20 protein-coding genes are annotated in these 22,126 nt (G+C 57.6%); 9 read left to right on the top strand and 11 right to left on the bottom strand.

Features of this window, described 5'->3' with window-relative positions; genetic code table 11:
- Nucleotides 1–158: 158 nt before the first annotated feature.
- On the bottom strand, nucleotides 159–1,508 hold the full coding sequence (miaB, locus tag CFN46_RS03185; RefSeq protein ID WP_024951403.1) for a tRNA (N6-isopentenyl adenosine(37)-C2)-methylthiotransferase MiaB: 1,350 nt from the start codon (nucleotides 1,506–1,508) through the stop codon (nucleotides 159–161).
- Between the two features lie 827 nt (nucleotides 1,509–2,335).
- Here miaB and CFN46_RS03180 point away from each other — a divergent pair.
- On the top strand, nucleotides 2,336–2,965 hold the full coding sequence (locus CFN46_RS03180; RefSeq protein WP_024951402.1) for a TIGR04211 family SH3 domain-containing protein: 630 nt from the start codon (nucleotides 2,336–2,338) through the stop codon (nucleotides 2,963–2,965).
- Between the two features lie 48 nt (nucleotides 2,966–3,013).
- Nucleotides 3,014–3,676 (top strand): thiopurine S-methyltransferase, encoded by a 663-nt coding sequence (gene tmpT / locus CFN46_RS03175; RefSeq protein ID WP_024951401.1) that lies wholly within the window; start codon nucleotides 3,014–3,016, stop codon nucleotides 3,674–3,676.
- 100 nt (nucleotides 3,677–3,776) lie between these two features.
- Here the strand turns inward: tmpT and CFN46_RS03170 are convergent, their stop codons facing one another.
- From CFN46_RS03170 to ggt, 3 genes are all read right to left on the bottom strand, one after another.
- Nucleotides 3,777–4,379, bottom strand: a complete 603-nt coding sequence (locus CFN46_RS03170; protein WP_088742644.1) for a YajG family lipoprotein — start codon at nucleotides 4,377–4,379, stop codon at nucleotides 3,777–3,779.
- Between the two features lie 149 nt (nucleotides 4,380–4,528).
- Nucleotides 4,529–5,842, bottom strand: coding sequence for an MFS transporter (locus CFN46_RS03165; RefSeq protein ID WP_254918387.1), 1,314 nt, complete (start codon nucleotides 5,840–5,842; stop codon nucleotides 4,529–4,531).
- A 167-nt stretch (nucleotides 5,843–6,009) separates the two neighbouring features.
- Nucleotides 6,010–7,770, bottom strand: coding sequence for a gamma-glutamyltransferase (gene ggt, locus CFN46_RS03160; protein ID WP_088742712.1), 1,761 nt, complete (start codon nucleotides 7,768–7,770; stop codon nucleotides 6,010–6,012).
- A 365-nt stretch (nucleotides 7,771–8,135) separates the two neighbouring features.
- Between ggt and rpe the strand changes: the two genes are divergently transcribed.
- Nucleotides 8,136–8,843, top strand: coding sequence for a ribulose-phosphate 3-epimerase (gene rpe / locus CFN46_RS03155; RefSeq protein ID WP_024951398.1), 708 nt, complete (start codon nucleotides 8,136–8,138; stop codon nucleotides 8,841–8,843).
- Nucleotides 8,844–8,850: 7 nt separating this feature from the next.
- Nucleotides 8,851–9,156, top strand: a complete 306-nt coding sequence (locus CFN46_RS03150) for a GIY-YIG nuclease family protein (RefSeq protein WP_141103621.1) — start codon at nucleotides 8,851–8,853, stop codon at nucleotides 9,154–9,156.
- A gap of 144 nt (nucleotides 9,157–9,300) precedes the next feature.
- Here the strand turns inward: CFN46_RS03150 and CFN46_RS03145 are convergent, their stop codons facing one another.
- On the bottom strand, nucleotides 9,301–10,602 hold the full coding sequence (locus tag CFN46_RS03145) for an NAD(P)/FAD-dependent oxidoreductase (protein WP_088742642.1): 1,302 nt from the start codon (nucleotides 10,600–10,602) through the stop codon (nucleotides 9,301–9,303).
- Between the two features lie 281 nt (nucleotides 10,603–10,883).
- On the opposite strand from CFN46_RS03145, the gene CFN46_RS03140 reads away from it, so the two are divergent.
- The 5 genes from CFN46_RS03140 to trpC all read left to right on the top strand — a co-directional run bounded on the left by CFN46_RS03140 (nucleotide 10,884) and on the right by trpC (nucleotide 16,138).
- Nucleotides 10,884–11,615, top strand: a complete 732-nt coding sequence (locus CFN46_RS03140; protein ID WP_024951397.1) for a phosphoglycolate phosphatase — start codon at nucleotides 10,884–10,886, stop codon at nucleotides 11,613–11,615.
- 126 nt (nucleotides 11,616–11,741) lie between these two features.
- Complete coding sequence (gene trpE, locus CFN46_RS03135) at nucleotides 11,742–13,229, top strand: anthranilate synthase component I (protein WP_024951396.1); 1,488 nt, start codon at nucleotides 11,742–11,744, stop codon at nucleotides 13,227–13,229.
- Nucleotides 13,230–13,541: 312 nt separating this feature from the next.
- Nucleotides 13,542–14,177, top strand: a complete 636-nt coding sequence (locus tag CFN46_RS03130; protein ID WP_088742641.1) for an aminodeoxychorismate/anthranilate synthase component II — start codon at nucleotides 13,542–13,544, stop codon at nucleotides 14,175–14,177.
- An 87-nt stretch (nucleotides 14,178–14,264) separates the two neighbouring features.
- Nucleotides 14,265–15,311, top strand: coding sequence for an anthranilate phosphoribosyltransferase (trpD, locus tag CFN46_RS03125; RefSeq protein ID WP_024951394.1), 1,047 nt, complete (start codon nucleotides 14,265–14,267; stop codon nucleotides 15,309–15,311).
- Nucleotides 15,311–16,138 carry an indole-3-glycerol phosphate synthase TrpC gene (trpC, locus tag CFN46_RS03120; protein WP_035159148.1) on the top strand — a complete coding sequence of 276 codons (828 nt, stop codon included), beginning with the start codon at nucleotides 15,311–15,313 and terminating at the stop codon, nucleotides 16,136–16,138. The genes trpD and trpC overlap by 1 nt, the downstream gene beginning before the upstream one ends.
- A 116-nt stretch (nucleotides 16,139–16,254) precedes the next feature.
- Here the strand turns inward: trpC and CFN46_RS03115 are convergent, their stop codons facing one another.
- The 6 genes from CFN46_RS03115 to ugpA form a co-directional block, all read right to left on the bottom strand.
- Nucleotides 16,255–17,052 carry an HAD-IIB family hydrolase gene (locus CFN46_RS03115; protein WP_024951392.1) on the bottom strand — a complete coding sequence of 266 codons (798 nt, stop codon included), beginning with the start codon at nucleotides 17,050–17,052 and terminating at the stop codon, nucleotides 16,255–16,257.
- A gap of 71 nt (nucleotides 17,053–17,123) precedes the next feature.
- Nucleotides 17,124–17,960, bottom strand: coding sequence for a DeoR/GlpR family DNA-binding transcription regulator (locus CFN46_RS03110; protein ID WP_051510750.1), 837 nt, complete (start codon nucleotides 17,958–17,960; stop codon nucleotides 17,124–17,126).
- Between the two features lie 7 nt (nucleotides 17,961–17,967).
- Complete coding sequence (locus CFN46_RS03105) at nucleotides 17,968–18,762, bottom strand: glycerophosphodiester phosphodiesterase family protein (RefSeq protein WP_024951390.1); 795 nt, start codon at nucleotides 18,760–18,762, stop codon at nucleotides 17,968–17,970.
- 150 nt (nucleotides 18,763–18,912) lie between these two features.
- Nucleotides 18,913–20,043: a sn-glycerol-3-phosphate import ATP-binding protein UgpC gene (locus CFN46_RS03100; RefSeq protein ID WP_088742711.1), complete on the bottom strand. Its 1,131-nt coding sequence runs from the start codon at nucleotides 20,041–20,043 to the stop codon at nucleotides 18,913–18,915.
- Nucleotides 20,044–20,174: 131 nt separating this feature from the next.
- On the bottom strand, nucleotides 20,175–21,020 hold the full coding sequence (gene ugpE, locus CFN46_RS03095) for a sn-glycerol-3-phosphate ABC transporter permease UgpE (protein ID WP_088742640.1): 846 nt from the start codon (nucleotides 21,018–21,020) through the stop codon (nucleotides 20,175–20,177).
- Nucleotides 21,020–21,895, bottom strand: coding sequence for a sn-glycerol-3-phosphate ABC transporter permease UgpA (gene ugpA / locus CFN46_RS03090; RefSeq protein ID WP_024951387.1), 876 nt, complete (start codon nucleotides 21,893–21,895; stop codon nucleotides 21,020–21,022). The genes ugpE and ugpA overlap by 1 nt, the downstream gene beginning before the upstream one ends.
- Between the last annotated feature and the right edge of the window lie 231 nt (nucleotides 21,896–22,126).

Genomic DNA, 22,126 nt, shown 5'->3' with positions numbered 1-22,126 from the left:
GTGGGCATGCGTTTCGCCATCGAGGAATGAGCATGCGACACGTAGATGCAACGAGCTTAATGCGCGATGGCCGTAGAGGGCAATTGTCCTGTACGGCCACCATGGCTATCTGCTTGATAATGATGGGGTTGAGCGTTATTGGCTCGTGAGGGTTTGGCTCAATAACGATAAGGAGAGCTGAGCTCACCGCGCAGCGAGTTGGGATAGGCCTCGGTAATTTCGACATCCACCAGGTAGCCGATCAGCTCGGTCGGGTTGGCGGCGCGGAAGTTGACCACGCGATTGTTCTCGGTACGTCCGGACAGCATGCCCGGGTCGCGCGGCGAGAAGCCTGATACCAAGATACGCTGAGTAGTGCCCACCATCTTGCGACCGATCTGCATTGATTGCTGATTGATGCGCTCTTGCAGGATCAATAGACGCTCTTTCTTCACGTCCTCGGGAGTATCGTCCTCGAGATTTGCCGCCGGTGTGCCGGGGCGTGACGAGTAGATGAAGCTGAACGAGTGATCGAAGCCAATCTGGCCGATCAGGTCCATGGTGTCCGCAAAATCCTGATCTGTTTCACCGGGGAAGCCGATGATGAAGTCGGAAGAGAAGCTCATGTCCGGACGCAAGGTGCGGATACGCTCGAGCTTGTCGATGTACATGTCACGCTCATGGCCACGCTTCATCGCTGCCAAAATACGGTTGGAGCCTGACTGCACTGGTAAATGCAGGTGGCTGACCAGTTCCGGGATTTCGCCAAAGGCCTCGATCAGCGAGTCCTTGAACTCCACCGGATGTGAGGTAGTGAAGCGAATGCGATCGATGCCCTCGACCTGCGCCACGCAACTGATCAGCTCGGCGAGATCTATTTCCTCACCCAGTAGATTGAGTCCTGCGTAGGCGTTGACGTTCTGGCCGAGCAGATTTATCTCGCGCACGCCTTGGTCGGCGAGGTGAATCACTTCGTCCATCACCTTCTCGAATGGGCGCGAGACTTCTTCGCCTCGCGTGTACGGCACCACGCAGAAGGTGCAGTACTTGGAGCAGCCTTCCATCACCGAAACGAAGGCACTGGCGCCATCACTGGTGGGGGCGGGAAGATTGTCGAACTTCTCGATCTCGGGGAAGGTCACATCTACTACCGAGATCTGCTTCAGGCTGTCACGACGAGTGTCGAGCATCTTTGGCACGCGGTGCAGTGTCTGAGGGCCGAAGATCATGTCGACGTGAGGGGCGCGCTTGCGGAGATTGTCGCCTTCCTGGCTGGCCACGCAGCCGCCAACACCGATCACTAGCGCCGGATTCTTCTCCTTGAGCTTCTTCCAACGTCCCAGCTGATGGAAGACCTTCTCCTGCGCCTTCTCGCGGATGGAGCAGGTGTTGAGAAGGATGACGTCCGCTTCGGATTCGTCATTCGTGACTTCCATCTGATGGGATTCACCGAGCAGATCCGCCATGCGAGCGGAGTCGTACTCGTTCATCTGGCAGCCGTGGGTCTTGATGAAGAGTTTCTTCGCCATTGCCTTGTGTGAACGCTCTGAGCTGCGCGCCGAACCTTCGTACGCCTGCGGTCCGTGACACATCAAGGTGACGGGCGACGAATGAAGCGGTCAGGAGAAGGGGCGCGACTTTGTAATGAATGAGTCCCGAGACGTTGACGCTAATCGGGAGTCTGGGGCGCGGCATGTTGCCGAGGCCTAAATCAGGACGGCACAGTATAGGAGGCTGCTGTCCATGCGGCCAGTCTTGTCGGCGTAGCTCCTCAAAAGGTGGGGTATGGCGAGCGCTCCCGCTTGCCGATGGCTGTGGTATCCTCACGAGCAGATTGGCTGAGGCTGCATGTTTCTTTCCGGTTTTGTCCCCGCGAGACATAGGCAGTAACGAGAACATGGAACTGTCAATGGCTTGATTTGTTAAGGTTTTCATGCCGATAGCGTGCATGTCTGAGCTGGTTAAAAAATGAACAATGTGTTGGCGGGGCAGGCATTTCGCCGCGTGCGCGTCCTCCCTTCCAACGTTGTCCCAAGACTTATCCACAGAAAGTGTGGATGTCTGAAGACACTGAAATGTGTGGTACGTCCAAGCACTATAGTGATGCCAGGCAGGAAGCCTTGCATTACACAACCTGGTAGACAACGCATGGGCAGACAAGGCGTGCTTCGGCGCACCGATTCGCGGTTGATCATGTTCAGCAAGTGAGTCCCATGGGCTTATCACTATAGCCTTATGAGCATGACGGCCATCGCCCTCAGACAGCCATGAAGAACGTGACATGATGCGATTACTCTCTTTCAGCAGCTTTTCATCTCTTGATAACTTTTCATCTCGTTCACTCCGTGAGGCAACGTTGCGTTCATTACGCCGTGTACTGATGGGACTTGGCATTACCGGCAGCCTGATGCTGGGTGTGTCTGCCCCGACTGCCAGTGCCGCTGAAGATCACTGGGTCTCGGATGCCTTGACCACTTTCGTGCGCAGCGGGCCGACCGATGGCTATCGTATCGTGGGCACGGTTGAGGCCGGCCAGCCCGTTGAGTTGCTCGAGGTGCAAAACGACTACAGCAAGATTCGCACGGATAGTGGTGATGTGGTGTGGTTGCCTTCCTCTGAGCTGCAGAAGACGCAAAGCGTCAATGCTCGAGTGCCGACGCTGAGTGCCAAGGTCAAGAGCCTGACGTCGCGACTCGACGGTATCGATCAAGAGTGGGAAACCCGTGTCGCGGACATGAAGGTAGGGCTTGAAACCCGTCAGGCGCGCATCGAGGAGCTGGAGCAGGCCAGTAACAGCCAGTCATCCGAGCTTGCAGAGGCGCGCGACAAGATGGGCAGAATGCAGGCATTGCTGGATACCCAGAAGCAAGACTTGCTGGTGCGTTACTTCATGTATGGCGGCGGTGTCGCTGGCGCTGGCTTGTTGGTCGGCCTGATTGTGCCGCATCTTCCGAGGCGCAAGAAGAAGCGTCACGGCTTCCTGTAAGGCTTTGACAATGTCGAGCCAGATCGTGTGTGACAAACGGGAGTGACGATGTCAGCAGGTGCCTCTGATAGATCCGCCAGTGACCCCTGGTTGTCTCGCTGGCAGGAAGGACGGATTGGATTCCATCTCCCGGCGACACATGCGGCTCTCGAGCGTTGGTGGCCACATCTGGAGGTGGCTGCCAGCGCCAAGGTGCTGGTGCCGCTGTGCGGCAAGAGCCTGGACATGCGCTGGTTGGCAGCTCAAGGTCATCCAGTGTTGGGTATCGAGCTGGCGCGTCAGGCGTGTGAGCAGTTTGTGGCTGAAGGGGTAGGGGATGTTTCGCGCTATCGTCTCGAGTATTTCGATTGCTTCCGTCAGGGACCGGTGGAGTTATGGTGTGGTGATTTCTTCCACTTCCATATTGATCACGTAGACCATCTTGATGCTTTCTATGATCGTGCTGCACTGATTGCACTGCCGCCTGCCACGCGTCAGCGCTATGCCTTCCATCTGGCCCAGCTGTTGCCGCCGGGCGCGCGAGGGTTGTTGATCAGCCTAGAGCGTGAGCAGGATGTGCAGCAGGGGCCACCGTTTCACGTGGCGGAGGACGAGGTGCGTCAACTGCTGAGCTCCAACTTCACGCTTGAGGTATTGGAGCGTCGTGCGGCCGATGAACGTGGGTTGCGCGAAACCGTATGGGGGCTGGTACGTAAAGGACCGCGCACCTGACACATCCTGCGATATCGAATCTGCCTCATGAAGAATGTAAAACGCCCCCGCTGGCCATTGGCAGCGGGGGCGTTTTCATATCTGAAGCAGTGTCTGAGTGCTACTGGTCCAGCTGGCGGATCAGTGTGGTGTCCTGGAAAGCGCGCGTCAGCGCATCGCCAATCACCTTGGAGACCAGCTCAGTATTCTTTTTTTGGCTCGGCTTGAGGGCATAGCCCTGGTCACGCGTTGCAGTATAGCTGCCGGTATAGCGCTGCTGGCCGGACACTGCTACGGCTTGAATGACGCCATTGAGCGCTGCGGTATCGGTGATCAGTCCGCCACGCTTCACGCCATAGGCCAGCTCGGTCAGTGAGATGGTCAGCTGGGAGGCACCTGGATTTGCCTGCTCGGCCGAGACTGGCACGAAGCCCATGCGGCGTAGCGCGCTGATGGTCTGTGCTTCAAGCTTCGGTGTCAGATCGCCAGTCGGCACGACAAGGTAGCTTGAGGCGTTGGTCGCGCCATCGCGTGAGCCGATCCGCTCGGAGGGGCGCTTGTCGATCACCCCAACCACGATTTGCTGACCGTGACCGACCACGCCCATCTCACCGACTTGAGGATTGACGTAAAGTCGCTGAGGGCTGGTGCCGCAGGCGCTCAGTAGAGAGGTAATGGCAATCATTGCCACGGTTATGCAGGTGTTGCGCAATGTACGCATCATTATGGGGGGCTCCAAAGCAAGGACCGCTCGTCATGAGAGGTAAGTGATGTGCTGAATGGCGCGAGTATAGGGGCAGTCAGGTTATCGAGCGTAGTGGAAATTTACGCTCAGCGTTGTCCCTTTTCAGCTACACCTCCTGTTATTCTCCATCATTTTACCGTGCGTGCCAGTGCCAGCAGGCCAAGTAACGGGCCAGGCAGCAGTGCGAGTAGAACAAGACTGCCATGGCTGGCGACCCACGGTGCCAGGAGTGCAATCGAGACCAGCGAGAGACTGAAACCGAATGCGTTCATCATGGCTAGCGCGCTGGCTTGCAGTTCAATCGGCGTACCGCTGGCGGCCAAGGCAGAGAACTGCGGTGAGTCGATCACTGCCAGCAAGCTCCATAGCGCCAATAGGCCCAGCAATATGGCGTAGCTGGCTTCCATCTCCATGGCGGCCACGAAAATCAGAGTCAGGACGACGGATCCCGCAAGGCCAAGACGTGCGACCCACAGGCTCCCCCAGCTACGTGATAACCAGCCCCCCATGACACAGCCGGGTGCTCCCACCGCAATGACCACAAAGCTATGCAGCGCCAGCTGTACCGACGATAACGTCTCGCCGGTCAGGCTCACCATTTGCGCAAGCAACAGTGGCACTAGTGCCCATAGCGTGTAGAGCTCCCACATGTGGCCGAAATAGCCCAGCGCACCACGTACAAAGCCCGGATGCTGCCACGCTGCCAGCCCACGTGTGGCACGCGAGATGATACTGGGGGGCGGGGCGGGCAATGGCGATGAGGAATATGACGAAGCGGATGTTGCAGCATGAGTCGCCATGGGCGGCGAGATTGAAGCCGGTGCCGGAGTCTTCAATGTCGCCACCAATCCGGCCCCGATCACCGCCAGCAGTGATGCCGCACCGACAGCCGTGCCCCAAGGTAGCTCAAGATCACCGGAATTCTGTAGTGCCGCCAGTCCATGAGGTAGCGAAGTGCCCAGTACCAACATGCCGACCAGCCATCCCAGTGCCGCACCTGCCCGCTGTGGAGCGATCTGTACCATCAGCTTGAGTCCGATGGGATAGATACCTGCCAGTGCCAAGCCCGTCAGTACACGTAATCCGGTCGCACTGACTAGCCCCGGTGCGACGAGCAGCGCCAGATTGGTGAGCGCACCCAGCAGGCAAGAAGCCATGAATAGGCGGCGCGCTGCAAAGCGGTCCGCCAGCCCTGCCAGCCCCAATACCAGCGTGCCCAGTATAAAACCACCCTGTACGGCGGCTGTCAGTTGGCTGAGCGCAGCAGCACCAGTCCCTGTGATTTGCCAGTCGCTCAGCATTGGCATCAATACCGCGTTGGGCGTGAACCATAGGCTGGTGCCAAATAGCTGGGCTAGTGCAATCAATGCGACGGGATAACGATTGGCTATTCGCCGCCAACAGCAGCCGTAAGACATGAGAGGCCGGAGGGAAGAGGACAAGAAACCACCTTGTAAAATACGTGGTGCAGATGAATGTAGTCTCGGATCAGACAAGCAGAGTGACGAGGTCATGAAACGAAAACGGGCGACACATGAAGTGTCGCCCGAGAGAGATGACCTGACCAGTCATGGCCGATCAATATTCACCATCACGTCATGTGGCTCGCTTACAGCCCCATGGCCGAGGAGGTTGAGCGGCGCGGGTCGGCACCGCCATAGAAGGTGCCGTCCTGGATCATCACGGACTGGATGGCCCCCATGGCGTCCTTGGTGACGACCTTGTGGCCCATCGCCTCGAGCAGGCGGATGGTGTCCTGACTGATGCCCGCCTCGATGCGGATCTCGTCCGGTAGCCACTGATGGTGAATGCGCGGCGCGCTGACGGCCGACTGGATGTTCATGCCGTGATCGATCACGTTCATGATCACCTGCAGTGTGGTGGTGATGATGCGTGAACCGCCGGGGCTACCGGTGACGAGGAAGTTTTTGCTGTCCTTCATCACGATGGTCGGGCTCATTGAGGACAGCATGCGCTTGCCTGGCTCGATCTTGTTGGCGACGCCGCCGATCAACCCATAGGCATTCGGCACGCCCGGCTTGGCGGAGAAGTCATCCATCTCATTGTTGAGCAGGAAGCCTGCGCCATCCACGACGATGCCGGAGCCGTAGCTGAAGTTGATGGTATAGGTGTTGGAGACCGCCAGACCGTTTCCATCGGCGATCGAGAAGTGGGTGGTCTGGTTGGACTCATAGGGCTGTGGTTTACCGGGCTTGATCTCGCTGGACGGCGTGGCCTTGTTCATGTCGAACTGGGCGCGCAGCTCCTTGGCGTAGTCCTTGGAGATGATGCCGGTCAGCGGCACATCGACGAAGTCGGTATCGCCCAGGTATTCGGAACGATCCGCATAGGCGCGGCGCATGGCCTCGGCCATCACATGAATGGTAGCGGCGGAGTTGAAGCCCATCGCCTTGATATCATCGCCTTCCAGCATGTTGAGAATCTCGACGATGTGCGCGCCACCAGAAGAGGGCGGGCTCATCGAGAAGATGTCATAACCGCGGTAGGTGCCGTGAACTGGCTCACGGACTTCCGGCTCGTACGCCTTGAGGTCATCCAGTGTCATGATGCCATCGTGGCGGTCCATCTCGGCGACGATCAGCTTGGCGGTTTCGCCTTCATAGAATTCGCGCGGCCCTTCTGTGGCGATCCGTTTCAGCGTGGCAGCCAGTTCGGGCTGTTTGAACAGCTCGCCTGCTGCATAGTTGCTGCCATCCGGCTTGTAGAACACCTTGGCGGTGCTGTCCCATTTTGCGAGACGGTCCTTGGCATCGCTCAGACCCTTGGCGAAGCGAGAGGGAATGACAAAGCCATCTTCCGCCAGCTTGATCGCCGGAGCGAGTGCCTGCTCAAGCGTCAGTGTGCCGTAATCTTCCAGCGCCTTGGCAAGCCCTGCCACGGTACCGGGCACGCCAGCGGCGCGGTGCGTATAGCGCGACCACTCAGAGACTGCCTCTCCATTCTCGTCCTGGAACATGGTCTCGCTGGCGGCTGCCGGTGCCTTCTCGCGATAATCGATGGCGACCACCTTGCCGGTTTTCTCGTCGGAGACCAGCATGAAGCCACCGCCACCAATATTGCCCGAACGTGGTTGGGTCACGGCGAGCGCGAAGCCAGCGACCACTGCGGCATCCACTGCATTACCGCCTTCGGCCAGCACATCACGTGCGACCTGAGAAGCCAGATAATGGCTGGTAGCGACCATGCCCTTGTGGCCTTCCACCGGATGGAAACGCTCGCCTTCCAAAATGGCGGAGCTATCAGCGAAGGCGAGCGGTGCTGTGATCGGAACGAGACCTGCCAGCGGTAACAGTACAGATGCGGCCAGTATTTTCAGGCGCTTGCAGCCTGCAAGAGAGGTATCAAGCATGAGTGGTATGTTCCATTTATCATTATTGGAGTGCTGCATGGTCAGCAGATGATGCGAGAGCCATGCGCGTGACGGCACAAGCATCCGTCAGCCGGTGTGGCAGTTGTGTTGATATGACCCCGGAGGCCCATATGCTTTGTCCCTTTGCACACGACGGATCTGTTAACTATCAGATGCTAATACATGAATTTCAACACCGATCTGTATTCTCGGATGCGCACGCCGCCATGTTGGCCTTTTTTATTGGCAGTTAAGCGCTGTATACACTGCCCATCTTTATGCTTGTATTGCCTTCACACGTCGCCTGTTTTTTGTGAGAGGGTGACGTAAAATGGTATCTCCACTTCCTGATGGCCCTTGATGACATGTCTGATCTATTGCCGAACGACTTCAAGATTGCTCCGTCGATCTTGTCAGCTGACTTCGCCCGTCTAGGGCAAGAAGTCGATGATGTACTCGCCTCTGGTGCTGACATCGTTCACTTCGACGTGATGGATAACCACTATGTGCCCAACCTCACCATTGGGCCGATGGTGTGCAAGGCGCTGCGTGATTACGGCATTACGGCCGAAATTGATGCGCATCTGATGGTGACGCCGGTGGACCGCATGATCGGGGATTTCGCCGAGGCGGGCGCCAGCTACATCACCTTCCACCCAGAAGCCTCTGGCCACGTTGATCGCTCCTTGCAGTTGATTCGTGGCGCAGGCTGCAAGTCGGGCCTGGTCTTCAATCCGGCCACACCGCTGTCTTACCTTGATTACGTGATGGATAAGGTCGACATGATCTTGCTGATGAGTGTCAACCCGGGCTTCGGCGGCCAGTCCTTCATCCCGGGTACGCTCGACAAGCTGCGTGAAGCACGTCGTCGTATCGATGCCTCCGGCTACAACATCCGCCTTGAGATCGACGGTGGCGTGAAGGTGGATAATATCGCCGAGATCGCACGTGCTGGTGCGGATACCTTTGTTGCGGGCTCTGCCATCTTCAATGCCCGTCGCGATAGCGATGCCAATCGTTATGACAGCGTGCTGGCCAAGCTACGTGCTGAGCTGGCCAGTGTGCGTGGCTGACAGGGACATGGACGAGCCAGAAGCTGCCAAGCCGTCAGGCAGTGAGTGGTTTCTGTATCTGCTGTTGACCGCGCAGGGGCGTCTATATACCGGCATCAGCACGGACGTGATGCGACGGTTAGGCGAGCATGAGTGTGGCAAGCGCGGTGCACGTGCCCTAAGAGGGAAGGGGCCGCTGACACTGTGTTATCAACAGGCGGTGGGTGATCGTTCGCGTGCACTCAAGCTTGAGTATCGCGTCAAGCAGCTCAGCGTAGCCGCCAAGCGGCAGTTGATTGCCGGCGAGTTGAAGTTGGATAGCTTGCTCGAGTAAGCATCAAGGTTGATTGTTATCAGGATTGAGCGCCATCAGTAGCCATGGCGAGACCTTGAACGTAAAACGCCCCCAGCGGAGTTCGCTGGGGGCGTTTTACGTTATGCATCGTGATGTAGCAGGAGAGCAGGGTTCAGCGAGTGATCAATGCAGCTTCATCTTCGGGCGCAGATAGCGATTGAGTCCGTCGACGATAACTGTCATTCCCGTCTTGACCACACCGTGTATCGCCATCTGGTGCATGCGATACAGCGAGGCATAGAAGAACTTGGCCAGGCGACCCTCGATGAACAGTGAGCGAGCGGAGGCGCCACGCATCAGTGAGCCGACCGCGTCGAAGTGTGCCAGCGAGATCAATGAACCGTAGTCCTTGAAGAGGAACTCTTTCAGTGGCTTGCCGGCCAACGCAGCGCGCAGATTCTTGACCATCAAGCTGGCTTGCTGGTGAGCGGCCTGGGCACGGGGCGGAACGCGCTTGTCGTCCGGTTGCGGGCAACTGGCACAATCGCCCAGCGCGAAGATGAACTCATCATCAATGCTCTGCATGGTCTGATGAACCTTGACCTGATGATTGCGTTCGGTGGACAGGCCCAGTTCCGAGAGGAACGAAGGCGCACGAATGCCGGCGGCCCACACGCTCAGATCAGCCTCGATCAGCGTGCCATCGGCGGTAGTGATGCCACGTGAGTCAGCGCAGGTCACGCGAGTATCGACATGAATATCGACGCCCAGCTTGCTCAGTTCCTTGGCGACTGGTTTGCCGATACGTTCTGGCAGGGCGGGCAGGATACGTGGCGCGGCTTCGATCAGGTGTACCTTTACCTGGCGGTCTTCCAGAGAGGAGAAGCCATAGCTGTGCAGCATCTTGGAGGCATCAAACAGCTCTGCGGATAGCTCCACGCCCGTGGCACCTGCGCCAATGATGGCAACGTTGAGCTGCTGGCGCTCACATTTATCACCATTGGCGCTGAAACGCAGGAAGGTATCGAGCATGTCGCGACGGAATTTCTCGGCCTGCTGCGGGCTATCTAGGAAGTGGCAATACTCGGCCACGCCTTCGGTACCGAAGTCATTGGAGACACTGCCCAGTGACAGCACCAGATAATCATAGCTGAGCTGACGAGCAGGCAGCAGTACGGTGCCCTTGGTATCGTGAATGGCTGCCAGTGTCAGCTGCTTCTCTTCGCGCTTGAGGCTTTCAAGCGTACCGCGCTGAAACTTGTAGCCGTGGGTCTTGGAGTGACCCTGATAGGACACTTCATCGAGGCCGGAATCCAGCACGCCGGTGGCCACTTCATGCAACAGTGGCTTCCAGATGTGCGTGGAATTGCGATCAATGAGGATGATTTCGGCTTTCTTCTTGCGACCCAGCTTGTGGCCAAGCTTGGTGACAAGTTCTAGCCCGCCAGCGCCACCGCCGACAACAACGATGCGAGGAATAGCCATGTGTAGCTCCTGAAAGTGACAAGATCGAAAAGGACAGACAAATCTGGCTGTCGCCGGAGCGTCGGGCTGCGCGGTTTCTCGATGTCACTGGCGCCACACCCGGAGGGACGGTCGACTGAATGGCGCTATGGTAACGCTCTGGATGGCATGCTAATAGTGGTTGAGGCAAGTAATGTAGTTTTTATACGATATTTTCCAACGAAAGTTGAGAAACGTCGAGTTGCATGAATAGACTCACTCGCAACGAGTGTTTTCAGGCTGATGACATGACAGGAAATTTTATGCCCGATACCATTGTAGATGGCCTCGCAGCGACTTCTCAGAGAGCCTCTGAACTCAGCCACCCGGCACTGCAGGGCATTGCGTTGGTCGCCTTTGATCTCGACGGTACCTTGATCGACTCCGTGCCGGACCTGGCTCACGCCGTTGATCTGATGCTTGAGGATGAAGGGCTGTCGGCATTGGGCGAGACACGTGTGCGTGATTTCGTTGGCAATGGCTCGCGTGTGCTGGTCGAGCGTGCATTACAGGCACATGGACGGCAAATCGATGACATCGATATGGTCGAGCGCGCGCACCATGCATTCATGACGCATTATGCGGCAGATCCCAGTAGTCGTACGCGATTGTACTCTGGCGCGCGTGAGTGCCTGGATGGTTTGCATCGAGCAGGTCTGTCGCTGGCGTTGATTACCAATAAGCCAGAAGACTTCATTGCGCCACTGCTGGAACATTTCTCACTGGCGGAGCATTTCGTGCTGGCGCTAGGTGGTGACACTCTACCGACACGCAAGCCAGACCCTGCACCGTTACTGTTCGTTGCTGAGCGTTTGGGCGTGACGCCGAACCAGGCGTTGATGGTCGGTGATTCTCGTCATGACATCGCGGCCGGCAAGGCGGCAGGCTTCCGTACGTTAGCCGTGCCTTACGGTTATAACCATGGTGATCCGATCTCTGCCAGTCAGCCGGATTATCTAGTGGAATCACTCGCTGCGCTGGTGGCCACTTATTGATATGCCATACGGCGTGATCTTGCCTGTCGAGAGCACTGCTGCCACTCGTCGGCAGTGATAGACTCTGCAATACACGTCGGCCACGTGCTGGCAGAGCATCCCCCGTGCAAGGAACAGCAGGTCATGATGACCCCACAACGCTTCGCTGAATTGGCCGATGCCGGCTATAACCGCATTCCTGTTACCCGTGACGTGCTGGCAGACCTCGATACACCGCTATCGACGTATCTCAAGCTCGCCGACATGCCGTGGACCTTCCTGTTGGAGTCCGTGCAAGGCGGCGAGAAATGGGGGCGTTACTCCATCATTGGTCTGCCGTGCCGAGAGCGTATAGAAGTGCGTGGGCAGGTTGTCTCGCATCTGGTCAATGGCGAACAGACGGGGGTGGCTGAGGTGGAAGACCCGCTGGACTGGATCGAGACATTTCAGACTCGCTTCCGCGTGCCGGTAATAGAAGGTGCACCGCGATTCAATGGTGGTCTGGTGGGTTATTTCGGGTATGACACCGTGCGTTATATCGAACCGAAGCTGCGTGGCGTCGTGAAGCCGGACCCGCTGGGTGTGCCGGACATTCTATTGATGGTCGCCGATGAGTTGGTCATCTTCGATAATCTGTCGGGCCGTCTGACGCTGCTGACGCATGCTGACCCTGCCAACGACAATGCCTACACCGCTGCCTGTGAACGCCTTGAGCGACTCGAGATTCAGCTGCGCAGTGCCACGCTGAATACTGTAAGCCCCGGTACGGGGGGAGATCCGGTCAAGGAGACCGATTTCACTTCCGGCTTCACCGAGGAAGGTTTCAAGGGTGCCGTCGAGAAGATCAAGGAATACGTGCTGGCCGGTGACGTGATGCAATGCGTGCCGTCTCAACGGATGTCGATTCCTTATCGCGCCGCACCGTTGGACCTTTATCGTGCGCTGCGTAGCTTGAATCCGTCACCGTACATGTTCTTCTTCAATTTGGATGATCACCACGTCATCGGCTCGTCGCCGGAGATTCTCTCGCGCCTTGAAGATGGTGAAGTCTCTGTTCGCCCCATCGCGGGAACGCGTGTGCGTGGCGCGACGGAAGAAGAAGATCTCGCGCTCGAGAAAGACCTGCTGTCTGACCCGAAGGAAATCGCCGAGCATCTGATGTTGATCGATCTGGGGCGTAACGATGCAGGTCGTATCAGCCAGACAGGTACCGTCAAGGTGACCGATCAGATGGCGGTTGAGCGTTATTCTCATGTCATGCACATCGTGTCCAATGTCACTGGCAAGCTGAAAGAAGGCCTTGGCCCGATGGATGTGCTGCGTGCGACCTTCCCGGCAGGTACGCTGTCCGGCGCACCGAAGATTCGCGCGATGGAAATCATCGACGAGCTGGAGCCGGTCAAGCGCGGTATCTACTCGGGCGCGGTGGGCTATCTCTCCTGGCACGGCAATATGGACACCGCGATCGCGATTCGTACCGCAGTGCTCAAGGACAAGGTGCTGCACGTACAGGCCGGTGCCGGTATCGTTGCCGATTCTGTGCCGCAGTCTGAGTGGGATGAAACGCTCAACAAGGGGCGGGCGCTGTTCCGCGCCGTCGCGATGGCCGAACGCGGCCTGGATAATCTGGACTGAGTTGCGCGCGCGGCGAAGTGATCACAGGAACGGGTGTACCGTTAAGCCGTTCCTGCGATTGACACCCTCGTCAGCTCAACGCACTATTGATGACATGACAATACGCTCCCAGTACGAATTCAGCCTGCAGTGGTGGCGCTCCTGACAAGGGGGAGGCTTTCGCATGTCTGAAGTTTGAGGACGTACGACCACGAAAATGCCGCCGACCAGGGCGGCATTTTCGTTACTGGATGGCAGGCGCGGAATCACAGGAGAGCAGGCAGCGACGCATTCATTTGCCTCATGACCCGCTCCCGATAATGGACACGAACCATGCAAGCATTTACTTCCCGGGATGCCAGCACTCCTCGCGTGCTGATGATCGATAACTTCGATAGCTTTACCTACAACATCGTCCAGTACCTGAGTGAGCTGGGGGCTGAGGTGATCACGATACGCAATGACGCCTTGACGCTTGACGATATCGAGACGCTTGTGCCGTCACATCTGGTGTTGGGGCCAGGCCCGTGTACGCCTAATGAAGCGGGCATCACGATGGATGTCATTCGTCACTTTGCCGGTAAGCTACCGATTCTGGGCGTCTGCCTTGGCCACCAGGCCATCGGTCAGGTGTACGGTGGCAAGGTGGTGCGTGCATCGCAGGTGATGCACGGCAAGACATCAGCCGTGCATCACAACAATAGTGGTGTTTTCGCTGGACTGGCTGAGCCATTGGAGGTGACCCGCTACCATTCGCTAGTCGTGGATCGTGATAGCTTGCCAGCAACGCTTGAAGTGACCAGCTGGACAGGTGATGACGATGTGACTCCGCAGCTGATCATGGGTCTGCGTCATCGAGAGCTTGATGTAGAGGGTGTTCAATTCCACCCTGAGTCAATCCTTACTTTGCAGGGTCATGAGCTTTTAGCTAATTATCTAAAAAGAAGTGCGGTTTCCAAGAGCACTTGATTGGTTGATGTTGTTGCAGAATTTCCCTGCTCCTTTTTATTGTCATGCGCCAGTGATGACTGTTTAGCGCTCACGGAGAGATTGAACATGCAGATGCGAGAGGCGATCGGCGCAGTGATGCGCCGCCAGCACCTGAGCTACGACGATACCCATGCAGTGATGATGGCGATCATGACGGGCGAAGCGACCCAGGCGCAGATAGGCGCACTGTTGATGGCGCTATCCATGAAGGGCGAGACGGTTGATGAAGTGGCCGCTGCTGCTCAAGTCATGCGTGAGTTGATGACGCGCGTCAGTGTGCGTGCCACGGATGCGGTTGATATCGTCGGTACCGGCGGTGACGGCGCTAATCTATTCAATGTCTCCACTGCGGCCAGCTTTGTGGTGGCGGCAGCGGGTGGTCATGTCGCCAAGCATGGCAATCGCAGTGTTTCTTCCTCCTCTGGCAGTGCGGACCTGCTCGAAGCCGCCGGTATCAATCTTGCGCTGAATGCTGTGCAGGTGGGGCGTTGTATCGATGATATCGGAGTCGGCTTCATGTTCGCGCCGAACCACCATGCTGCGATGCGCCACGTCATTGGTCCGCGCCGTGAGTTGGGTGTGCGCACGGTATTCAATATTCTTGGTCCGTTGACCAATCCTGCTGGTGCTACTCGCCAGGTGCTAGGCGTTTATGACGCCGCACTAGTGCCATTGATGGCCGAAGCGCTCAAGCGACTCGGGGCTGAACATGCGCTAGTCGTACATAGCGATGATGGATTGGATGAGATTTCACTGGCGGCACCGACGCTGGTCAATGAGCTGAAGGATGGTGAGATTCTCGAGTATCGTATCGCGCCGGAAGACTTCGGGATCGCGCGTCAGTCGCTCGATTCACTGGCGGTAGAAACCTCTGACGACAGCCTCAAGCTGGTGCAATGCGCCTTGAAAGGGGAAGAGGGGCCCGCTGGTGATATCGTCGCGCTGAATGCTGGTGCTGCACTTTACGTCGCGGGTATTGCCGATAGTCTCAAGGAAGGCGTCAACATTGCCGAAGATGTGCAGGCCAGCAAGCTGCCGTTTGAAAAGATGAAAGAGCTAGCGGACTTCACACGCGTGTTTGCCCAGGTCAATAGCGAAGGAGCGTCTCGCTGATGAATACTGATAGCCTGAGCGGTGCCAGTGACAAGGTACTGCCGACCATTCTGGCCAAGATTCTGGCGCGTAAGGAAGAAGAGATTTCCGAGCGTAGTGCTGCGGTGAGTGAGGCTGACCTGCATGCCCTTATCGAAAAGCAGAGCGCACCGCGTGGCTTCATTGCAGCATTGACGTCACGGATTGACCGCGGTGAGCCCGCGATCATTGCCGAGGTCAAGAAGGCCTCGCCGTCAAAGGGTGTGATTCGTGAAGACTTCGTGCCAACCGAAATTGCCGTGGCCTATGAGCAGGCGGGTGCCGCCTGTCTGTCCGTGCTGACCGATGCCGATTTCTTTCAGGGGCATGAAGACTTCATGATCGAGGCGCGCGACGCCGTCTCGATCCCGGTGATCCGCAAGGACTTCATCATTCATCCGTACCAGGTGTTGGAAGCACGTGCCATTGGCGCTGATTGCATCCTGCTGATCGTCGCGGCACTGGATGATGTCCAGTTGAGTGCGCTATATGCACAAGCGCGCGAACTGGGCATGGACGTGCTGGTTGAAGTGCATGACGCGGAAGAGCTCAAGCGTGCATTGGCGTTGGGCATCGAGTTGGTTGGTATCAACAATCGTGACCTGCGTACGTTTGAGACATCGCTGGAGACCACGCTCGACCTGTTGGCAAACATGCCAGAGGGTGTGCGTGTCGTGACTGAGTCTGGTATTCACACTCGTGACGATGTGGCGAAAATGCGTGATGGCGGCGTACATGGATTCCTGGTCGGTGAAGCCTTCATGCGCTTTGCTGACCCAGGGGTAGGCCTGAAAGGGCTGTTCTTTTGATTATTAATGGCATGATAAAATACTGATTAATTATCCTTGAGATAATAAAAGCCCGCATCGTTAGTCTGTTGCGGGCTTTTTTATGTGCCTGTATTAGCTTTTAATGGCGTTGATCCTCAAGAGATTTTGCGCGCTACGATCAGCGCATCAGCAATTTCCTCAACCCCTGCACCGTGGCTATGGCGGGTTAGCCAAGTGGGCTCCCAGCCGAGTGAGGCACGATGCTTGATAATATTGGCTACGCCAACGGTGTGCCGGAAGGTGGCAAACATCGGCGCATCATTCGGGGCATCACCGACATACATCACCTCGTTTTCCAGCTGCATGCGGTCGAGCCCAAAGGTTTCGGTCAGCAGACGTACAGCCATGCGTGCCTTGTCGAATTCACCCTGCCAGGCATTGATGTGAATGGAGCTGGCGCGCGCCTGAATACCGGCCGCGGTGAACCCGGTAATGATGGCTTGGATCTCCTGTTGGGATAGGGGAGTCACGGCTTGGCAGTGGTCTACCGCGACATCGGCGAAGCGGAAGGGTTGATCTTGTGCGAGTGCCGCTTGCGGATGATTGAGCAGCAGCTGACGCGTGACTGTCATCACATGCCGCTGACGTGCCCGTAGACGCGCCTCATCTTCCCACCAGGTGGTCAGTAATCGTTGGCCTTGCAAGCGAAAAGCAAAGGCGCCGTTCTCGCCAATCACAGCGGCGACGGGCCAGGTGCGCGCAATGTGATCACACCAGCCAGCACAGCCCCCAGTGACTGGAATGACCTGGATGCCAGCTGCGGCCAGACGCTCCAGTGCTGCCAGCGTCGAGGCATTCAGACGGCCTTCTCGCGTGAGAGTGTCGTCAATATCAGTCAGCAGATAGCGAATGCCTGACAGCGTGCTGGTGGGACAATGGGCAAAGGCTTGCATGGTGAATCCGACCATCCTTGTGGGCGACGAGGCGCGAAATACGCTGCGAGTAATATCTGTTCAATTACGACTCAGGTGGTAAATCTGACCTGTAGTGAGTGCTTGCCTGCTGCATTCAGTGCTGTGCGATAGTCTGCGCGATGCGGCGGTTCGTCGGTGACCAGCAAGTCGACAGCGTTGAGCGTGCCAATACGGCACATGGCGGCACGCCCCCATTTGCTGGCATCCACGACCAGGATTCGTCGTTGCGCATGATCGAGCAGAGCGCGGCTGACCGCTGCTTCTTCAGGGTCGAAATCCAGCAACCCCTTGGCATCCAAACCTCCACAGCCCAGCACGGCAATATCCACTTGATGACGTGTAAAGAACGCCACAGTGGCACTGCCGACTACGTCAAGATCCTGCGGTCGTAGTCGTCCTTCGGCCAGCTGTACGCCGATATCGGGGTGGTTGGATAACACTTGCGCGACTTGCAGATTGTTGGTGATGACACGGAGGCCGCGCCGAGCGATCAGCGCTTCTGCGACCGCGACCACACTGGTGCCAATGCCGAGTGCAAGTGAGGCACCATCGGGGATTTCATCGACCACTCTAGCCGCCATCTTCTGCTTGGCAGAGCGTGCCATGACGCTGCGCTGAGAGTGGACGAGATTGTGACCGCCAGGTGGACGCTCGATGCCACCATGGCGCCGGCGTGCCAATCCGCGTTCACATAACGCGCCGAGATCACGCCTGATGGTCTGTGGTGTGACAGAAAAATGCGCCGCCAGCGGTTCAACCGCCAACTGGCCTTCGCGCGCCAGCCGTTCGAGAATTTGCTGCTGGCGTGTGGTCAGGACATCAGGCCTTTGGCTTCCTGCCCCCTTGTTCTCGACGCTTTGACTATCGATTTCAACATTCTTGTTCATGACGACCTCAACATGAGGACTGCTCGGTAGTGCTGATTACTGACGGACTCTCCTCACTGAAGATACTCGGATCATCACTGATCACAGCATCAACTCCCCAAGCCCAACGTGGTGCAAAGGCGGCTGCATCGTTGGGTGTATAGCAGAGCAGCTTACGACCGCTAGCTGCGACATCGCTGGCGGCAACGCGGGTGAGTGCGCGCCAGTCGGCATGCACTGAGACGGCGGAAAGCTCATCGGCCAGTACCAGCCAATCCTTTGGGATGTCGTCGTAGAGCAAACCGATATTGACGACGGCATTCTGCTGGCGCGTCAGACGCAATGCTTGCGGGTCGAAGGAGGAGATGATCAAGCATTCTGCGGGGAGATGAGTGACAGCCATGGGGATGACGGCATCAATCAGCGCTTGCACGTCATGGCCGGGGCTGAGCTTGAGTTCCAGATTGAGACCCATGCCGAGACTGGACAGCAGTGTGAGCATGTCTTCGAGTGTGGCCATGCGCTCATTGGCGAAGCAGGCATTGAACCAGCTACCGGTATCCAGTGCCTGTGCAGTGGCTAGATCAAGATTCTTGAGGCGACCACGGCCATCTGAGCAGCGATTGACGCTGGCATCGTGCCAGATGACCGGGGTGCCATCACCAAGTAGCTGGACATCCAGCTCGACCCAGCTCAAGCCGGCCTCATGCGCTGCACGGACTGCCGCGAGAGTATTTTCAGGTGCATAGGCGGACAGGCCGCGATGAGCTATCGCCAGCGGTAAAGAGAGCGCGTCAGAAGAAGGCAATGACGATGATGACATCTGTGATCCTCGCGTATTCGTGGCGTGGGCTCGCATCGACTACACGAACCCTTCTGCAGCATTACCATCTAATGATGACGCTATGGGAGCAATCGATTTCGATGACAAATGATGAGATGTTAAATGTTGGGGCTGCTCATGCCAGCCTATTCAGCAACATGTCGTCAGTCGCCGGCCATCAGCACCAAACAGATGTGCACGGGCGGGGGGTATCGCCAGCCGAAGCTGCTGATCTTCCGCCACGACATGCTCGCCATCCAGGCGTACTACCAATGGCTCGGTCTGGCCGGCCAGGCGGCAGTAAGCGAGGGTGTCAGCACCTAGCGGCTCGACCAACTCTACTTGCACGTTCAGTTCAGCAGCGTCTTTTGGCAACGGGCTATCGGTTTCCAATACATCGAGATGCTCAGGGCGGATACCGAGGGTCAATGTGTTGTTGATGACAGTATCGATGACAGCAGTTTCCGGTCTCAGCGCCAGACGTGCTCCGCAGGGAAGGGCAAGCGTGGCATCCTGGCCGCTGCCTTCTGAAGCATCTTCGAGCGTGGCATCAAGAAAGTTCATGGCTGGAGAGCCGATGAAGCCAGCGACAAACTTGCTGGCTGGCTTGTCATATAGCGCCATCGGCGTCCCGAACTGCTCGACATGCCCCTCATTCATCACTACGAGCCTGTCCGCCAGGGTCATGGCTTCAGTCTGGTCGTGCGTTACATAGACCGAAGTGACCTTGAGGCGCTTCTGCAGGCGGCGAATTTCCAGGCGCATCTGCACGCGCAGCTTGGCATCGAGATTCGAGAGCGGCTCATCGAACAGGAAGACCTGCGGCTTTCGAACGATGGCGCGGCCCATGGCAACGCGCTGGCGCTGGCCGCCGGAGAGTTGCTTTGGGCGACGATCGAGCAGTTCGGTCAGTCCCAGCAGCTCGGCGGCCTCACTGACGCGTTGCTGTATCTCGTCCTTGGGCGTGCGGCGATTGCGTAGGCCATACGCCATGTTGTCGAACACGCTCATGTGCGGATAGAGCGCGTAATTCTGAAACACCATCGCGATGTCGCGCTCGGCGGGTTCGAGGTCATTGACGCGCTTGCCGTTGATCTCGAGATCGCCCTCGGAGATATCCTCGAGACCGGCCAGCGTACGCAAAAGAGTGGACTTGCCGCATCCGGACGGGCCGACGATGACGATTAGCTCGCCCTCACCGAAATCCAAGTCGATGCCGTGCAGGGCCTTGTAGCCATTGGGATACTGCTTCTTGAGCTGCTTGAGTGTCAGTGTTGCCATGAGATGAATATCCAAAGCGGTGCCGTGACAGGCATGAGAGCGGCCCATCACGGCGGAACGGAATCAGGTGGCCGGGCGCAAGGCGTCAGGTAAAAGGAGCGCGAATCACGAGGTGCCGGGGCGAGAGGAGGTCACTTCTCGCTGTCCACCAGCCCCTTGATGAAGTAGCGCTGCATGAACAGGATCACCAGTACCGGCGGACCCATGGCCAACAAGGTGGTAGCGGTGACGTCCTGCCAGGGCACCAGGCCATCGCCGGTAGTCAGCATGCGCTTGAGGCTGACGACGATGGTCAGATAATCGGCATCGGTGGTGATCAGCAGCGGCCACAGATACTGGTTCCAGCCGTAGATGAACATGATGACGAACAGGGCAGCGATGTTGGTCTTCGACAGTGGCAGTAAAATATCCTTCAGGAAGCGCCACGGGCCAGCGCCGTCGATACGCGCCGCCTCGACCAGTTCGGTAGGAATGGTCATGTAGAACTGACGCAGCAGGAAGGTCGCGGTAGCACTGGCGATCAGTGGCAGAATCAGCCCCGCGTAGCTATCCAGCATGTTGAGGTCAGCCACCACCTTGAAGGTCGGCAGGATGCGCACCTCCACCGGCAGCATCAGCGTGATGAAAATCAGCCAGAAACACAGCTTGCGGAAGCGGAACTCGAAAAACACGATGGCATAGGCGGCAAGCACCGAGATGATGATCTTGCCGAGTGCGATGCCCAGCGCCATGATCATCGAGTTGAACAGCAGTGTCATGACATCGGCGCCCAGACTGCTGACGGGGTCTTCGAGCAGATGGCGGTAGTTGTCGAGTCCTGCCTCGCCTATCCATACGGGGGCGACGTTGGAGTAAAGATCGCCCATTTCGTGGGTACTGGCGCTGAAGGCGATCCACACCGGCAGGAAGAACAGGGCGCAGCCGACAATCAGTAGGAGGTGGCTTGCGATATCAAGCCCGGGGCGGTTGTAGCGCATCAGTACTGCACCTTCTTCTCGACATACTTGAACTGGATCAGCGTCAGCACGCCGACGATGACCATCAACAACACCGACTGGGCGGCACTTGAGCCCAGGTCCTGCCCGACGAAACCATCCTCATAGACCTTGTAGACCAGGGTGCGCGTCGAGCCGCCCGGGCCACCGGACGTGGTGGCATCGATGGTGCCGAAGGTCTCGAAGAAGGCGTAGACGACGTTCATTACCAGCAGGAAGAAGCTGGTCGGCGAGAGTAGCGGGAAGGTGATGGTCCAGAAGCGACGCCACGGGCCGGCGCGGTCCATTGCGGCAGCCTCCAGCAGACTCTTGGGGATTGCCTGTAGGCCAGCGAGGAAGAAGACGAAGTTGTAGCTCATCTGCTTCCAGATGGAGGCCAGTACCACCAGCAACAGCGCTTGGTTGCCATTGAGGTTGTGATTCCAGTCGATGCCGATGGCAGACAGCAGCTCCGGCAGGATGCCCAGCGTTGGGTCGAACAGGAACAGCCACAGCACACCGGCCACGGCAGGCGCGACCGCATAGGGCCAGATCAGGAAGGTCTTGTAGGTGTTGGCGCCGCGAATCACACGATCAGCGAGCACGGCCATTCCCAGCGCCAGTGCCATCGCACCCAGCGCGACCGAGAAAGAAAAGACCATCGTCGTCCAGAGTGTCTCGAGGTATTCCGGCTCGCTCAGTACGCTGATGAAGTTGGTGAGGCCCGTGAATTCACGCGACAACCCGAAGGCATCCTCAATATAGAAGGCCTGCTCGATGGCTTGAAAAGCCGGCCAGAAGAAGAACACGCCAACGATGATCAGCTGGGGCGCCATCAGTAACCACGGCGTGATGGGATGTCGGTTGAAGTGGGCCATGCAGGAGGTATCTCGCAAGAGGTGAGGCACTGACGGAAGCCGTTGCGCTTGGAACATTCAGCGAGCCCCTGGGCAATGCCACCACCCGGCGTTCACTCTAGAAAGGAAGAAAGAGACGGGAAAGTGCACCTGTTTCTCGTATGCACTTTCCGTTCTCTGTCACTGTGCGTGAGGTGTCGCATGTCAGATAGATCATGGGCGGGCTGCGAGGCAGTCCGCCCATGGTTCATG

Source organism: Cobetia sp. QF-1, assembly GCF_002213105.1.
In the GTDB taxonomy this organism is placed as follows: Bacteria; Pseudomonadota; Gammaproteobacteria; order Pseudomonadales; family Halomonadaceae; genus Cobetia; species Cobetia crustatorum.
The sequence above is the reverse complement of the archived record's forward strand: the minus strand, read 5'-3'. Positions and strand labels throughout refer to the sequence as shown.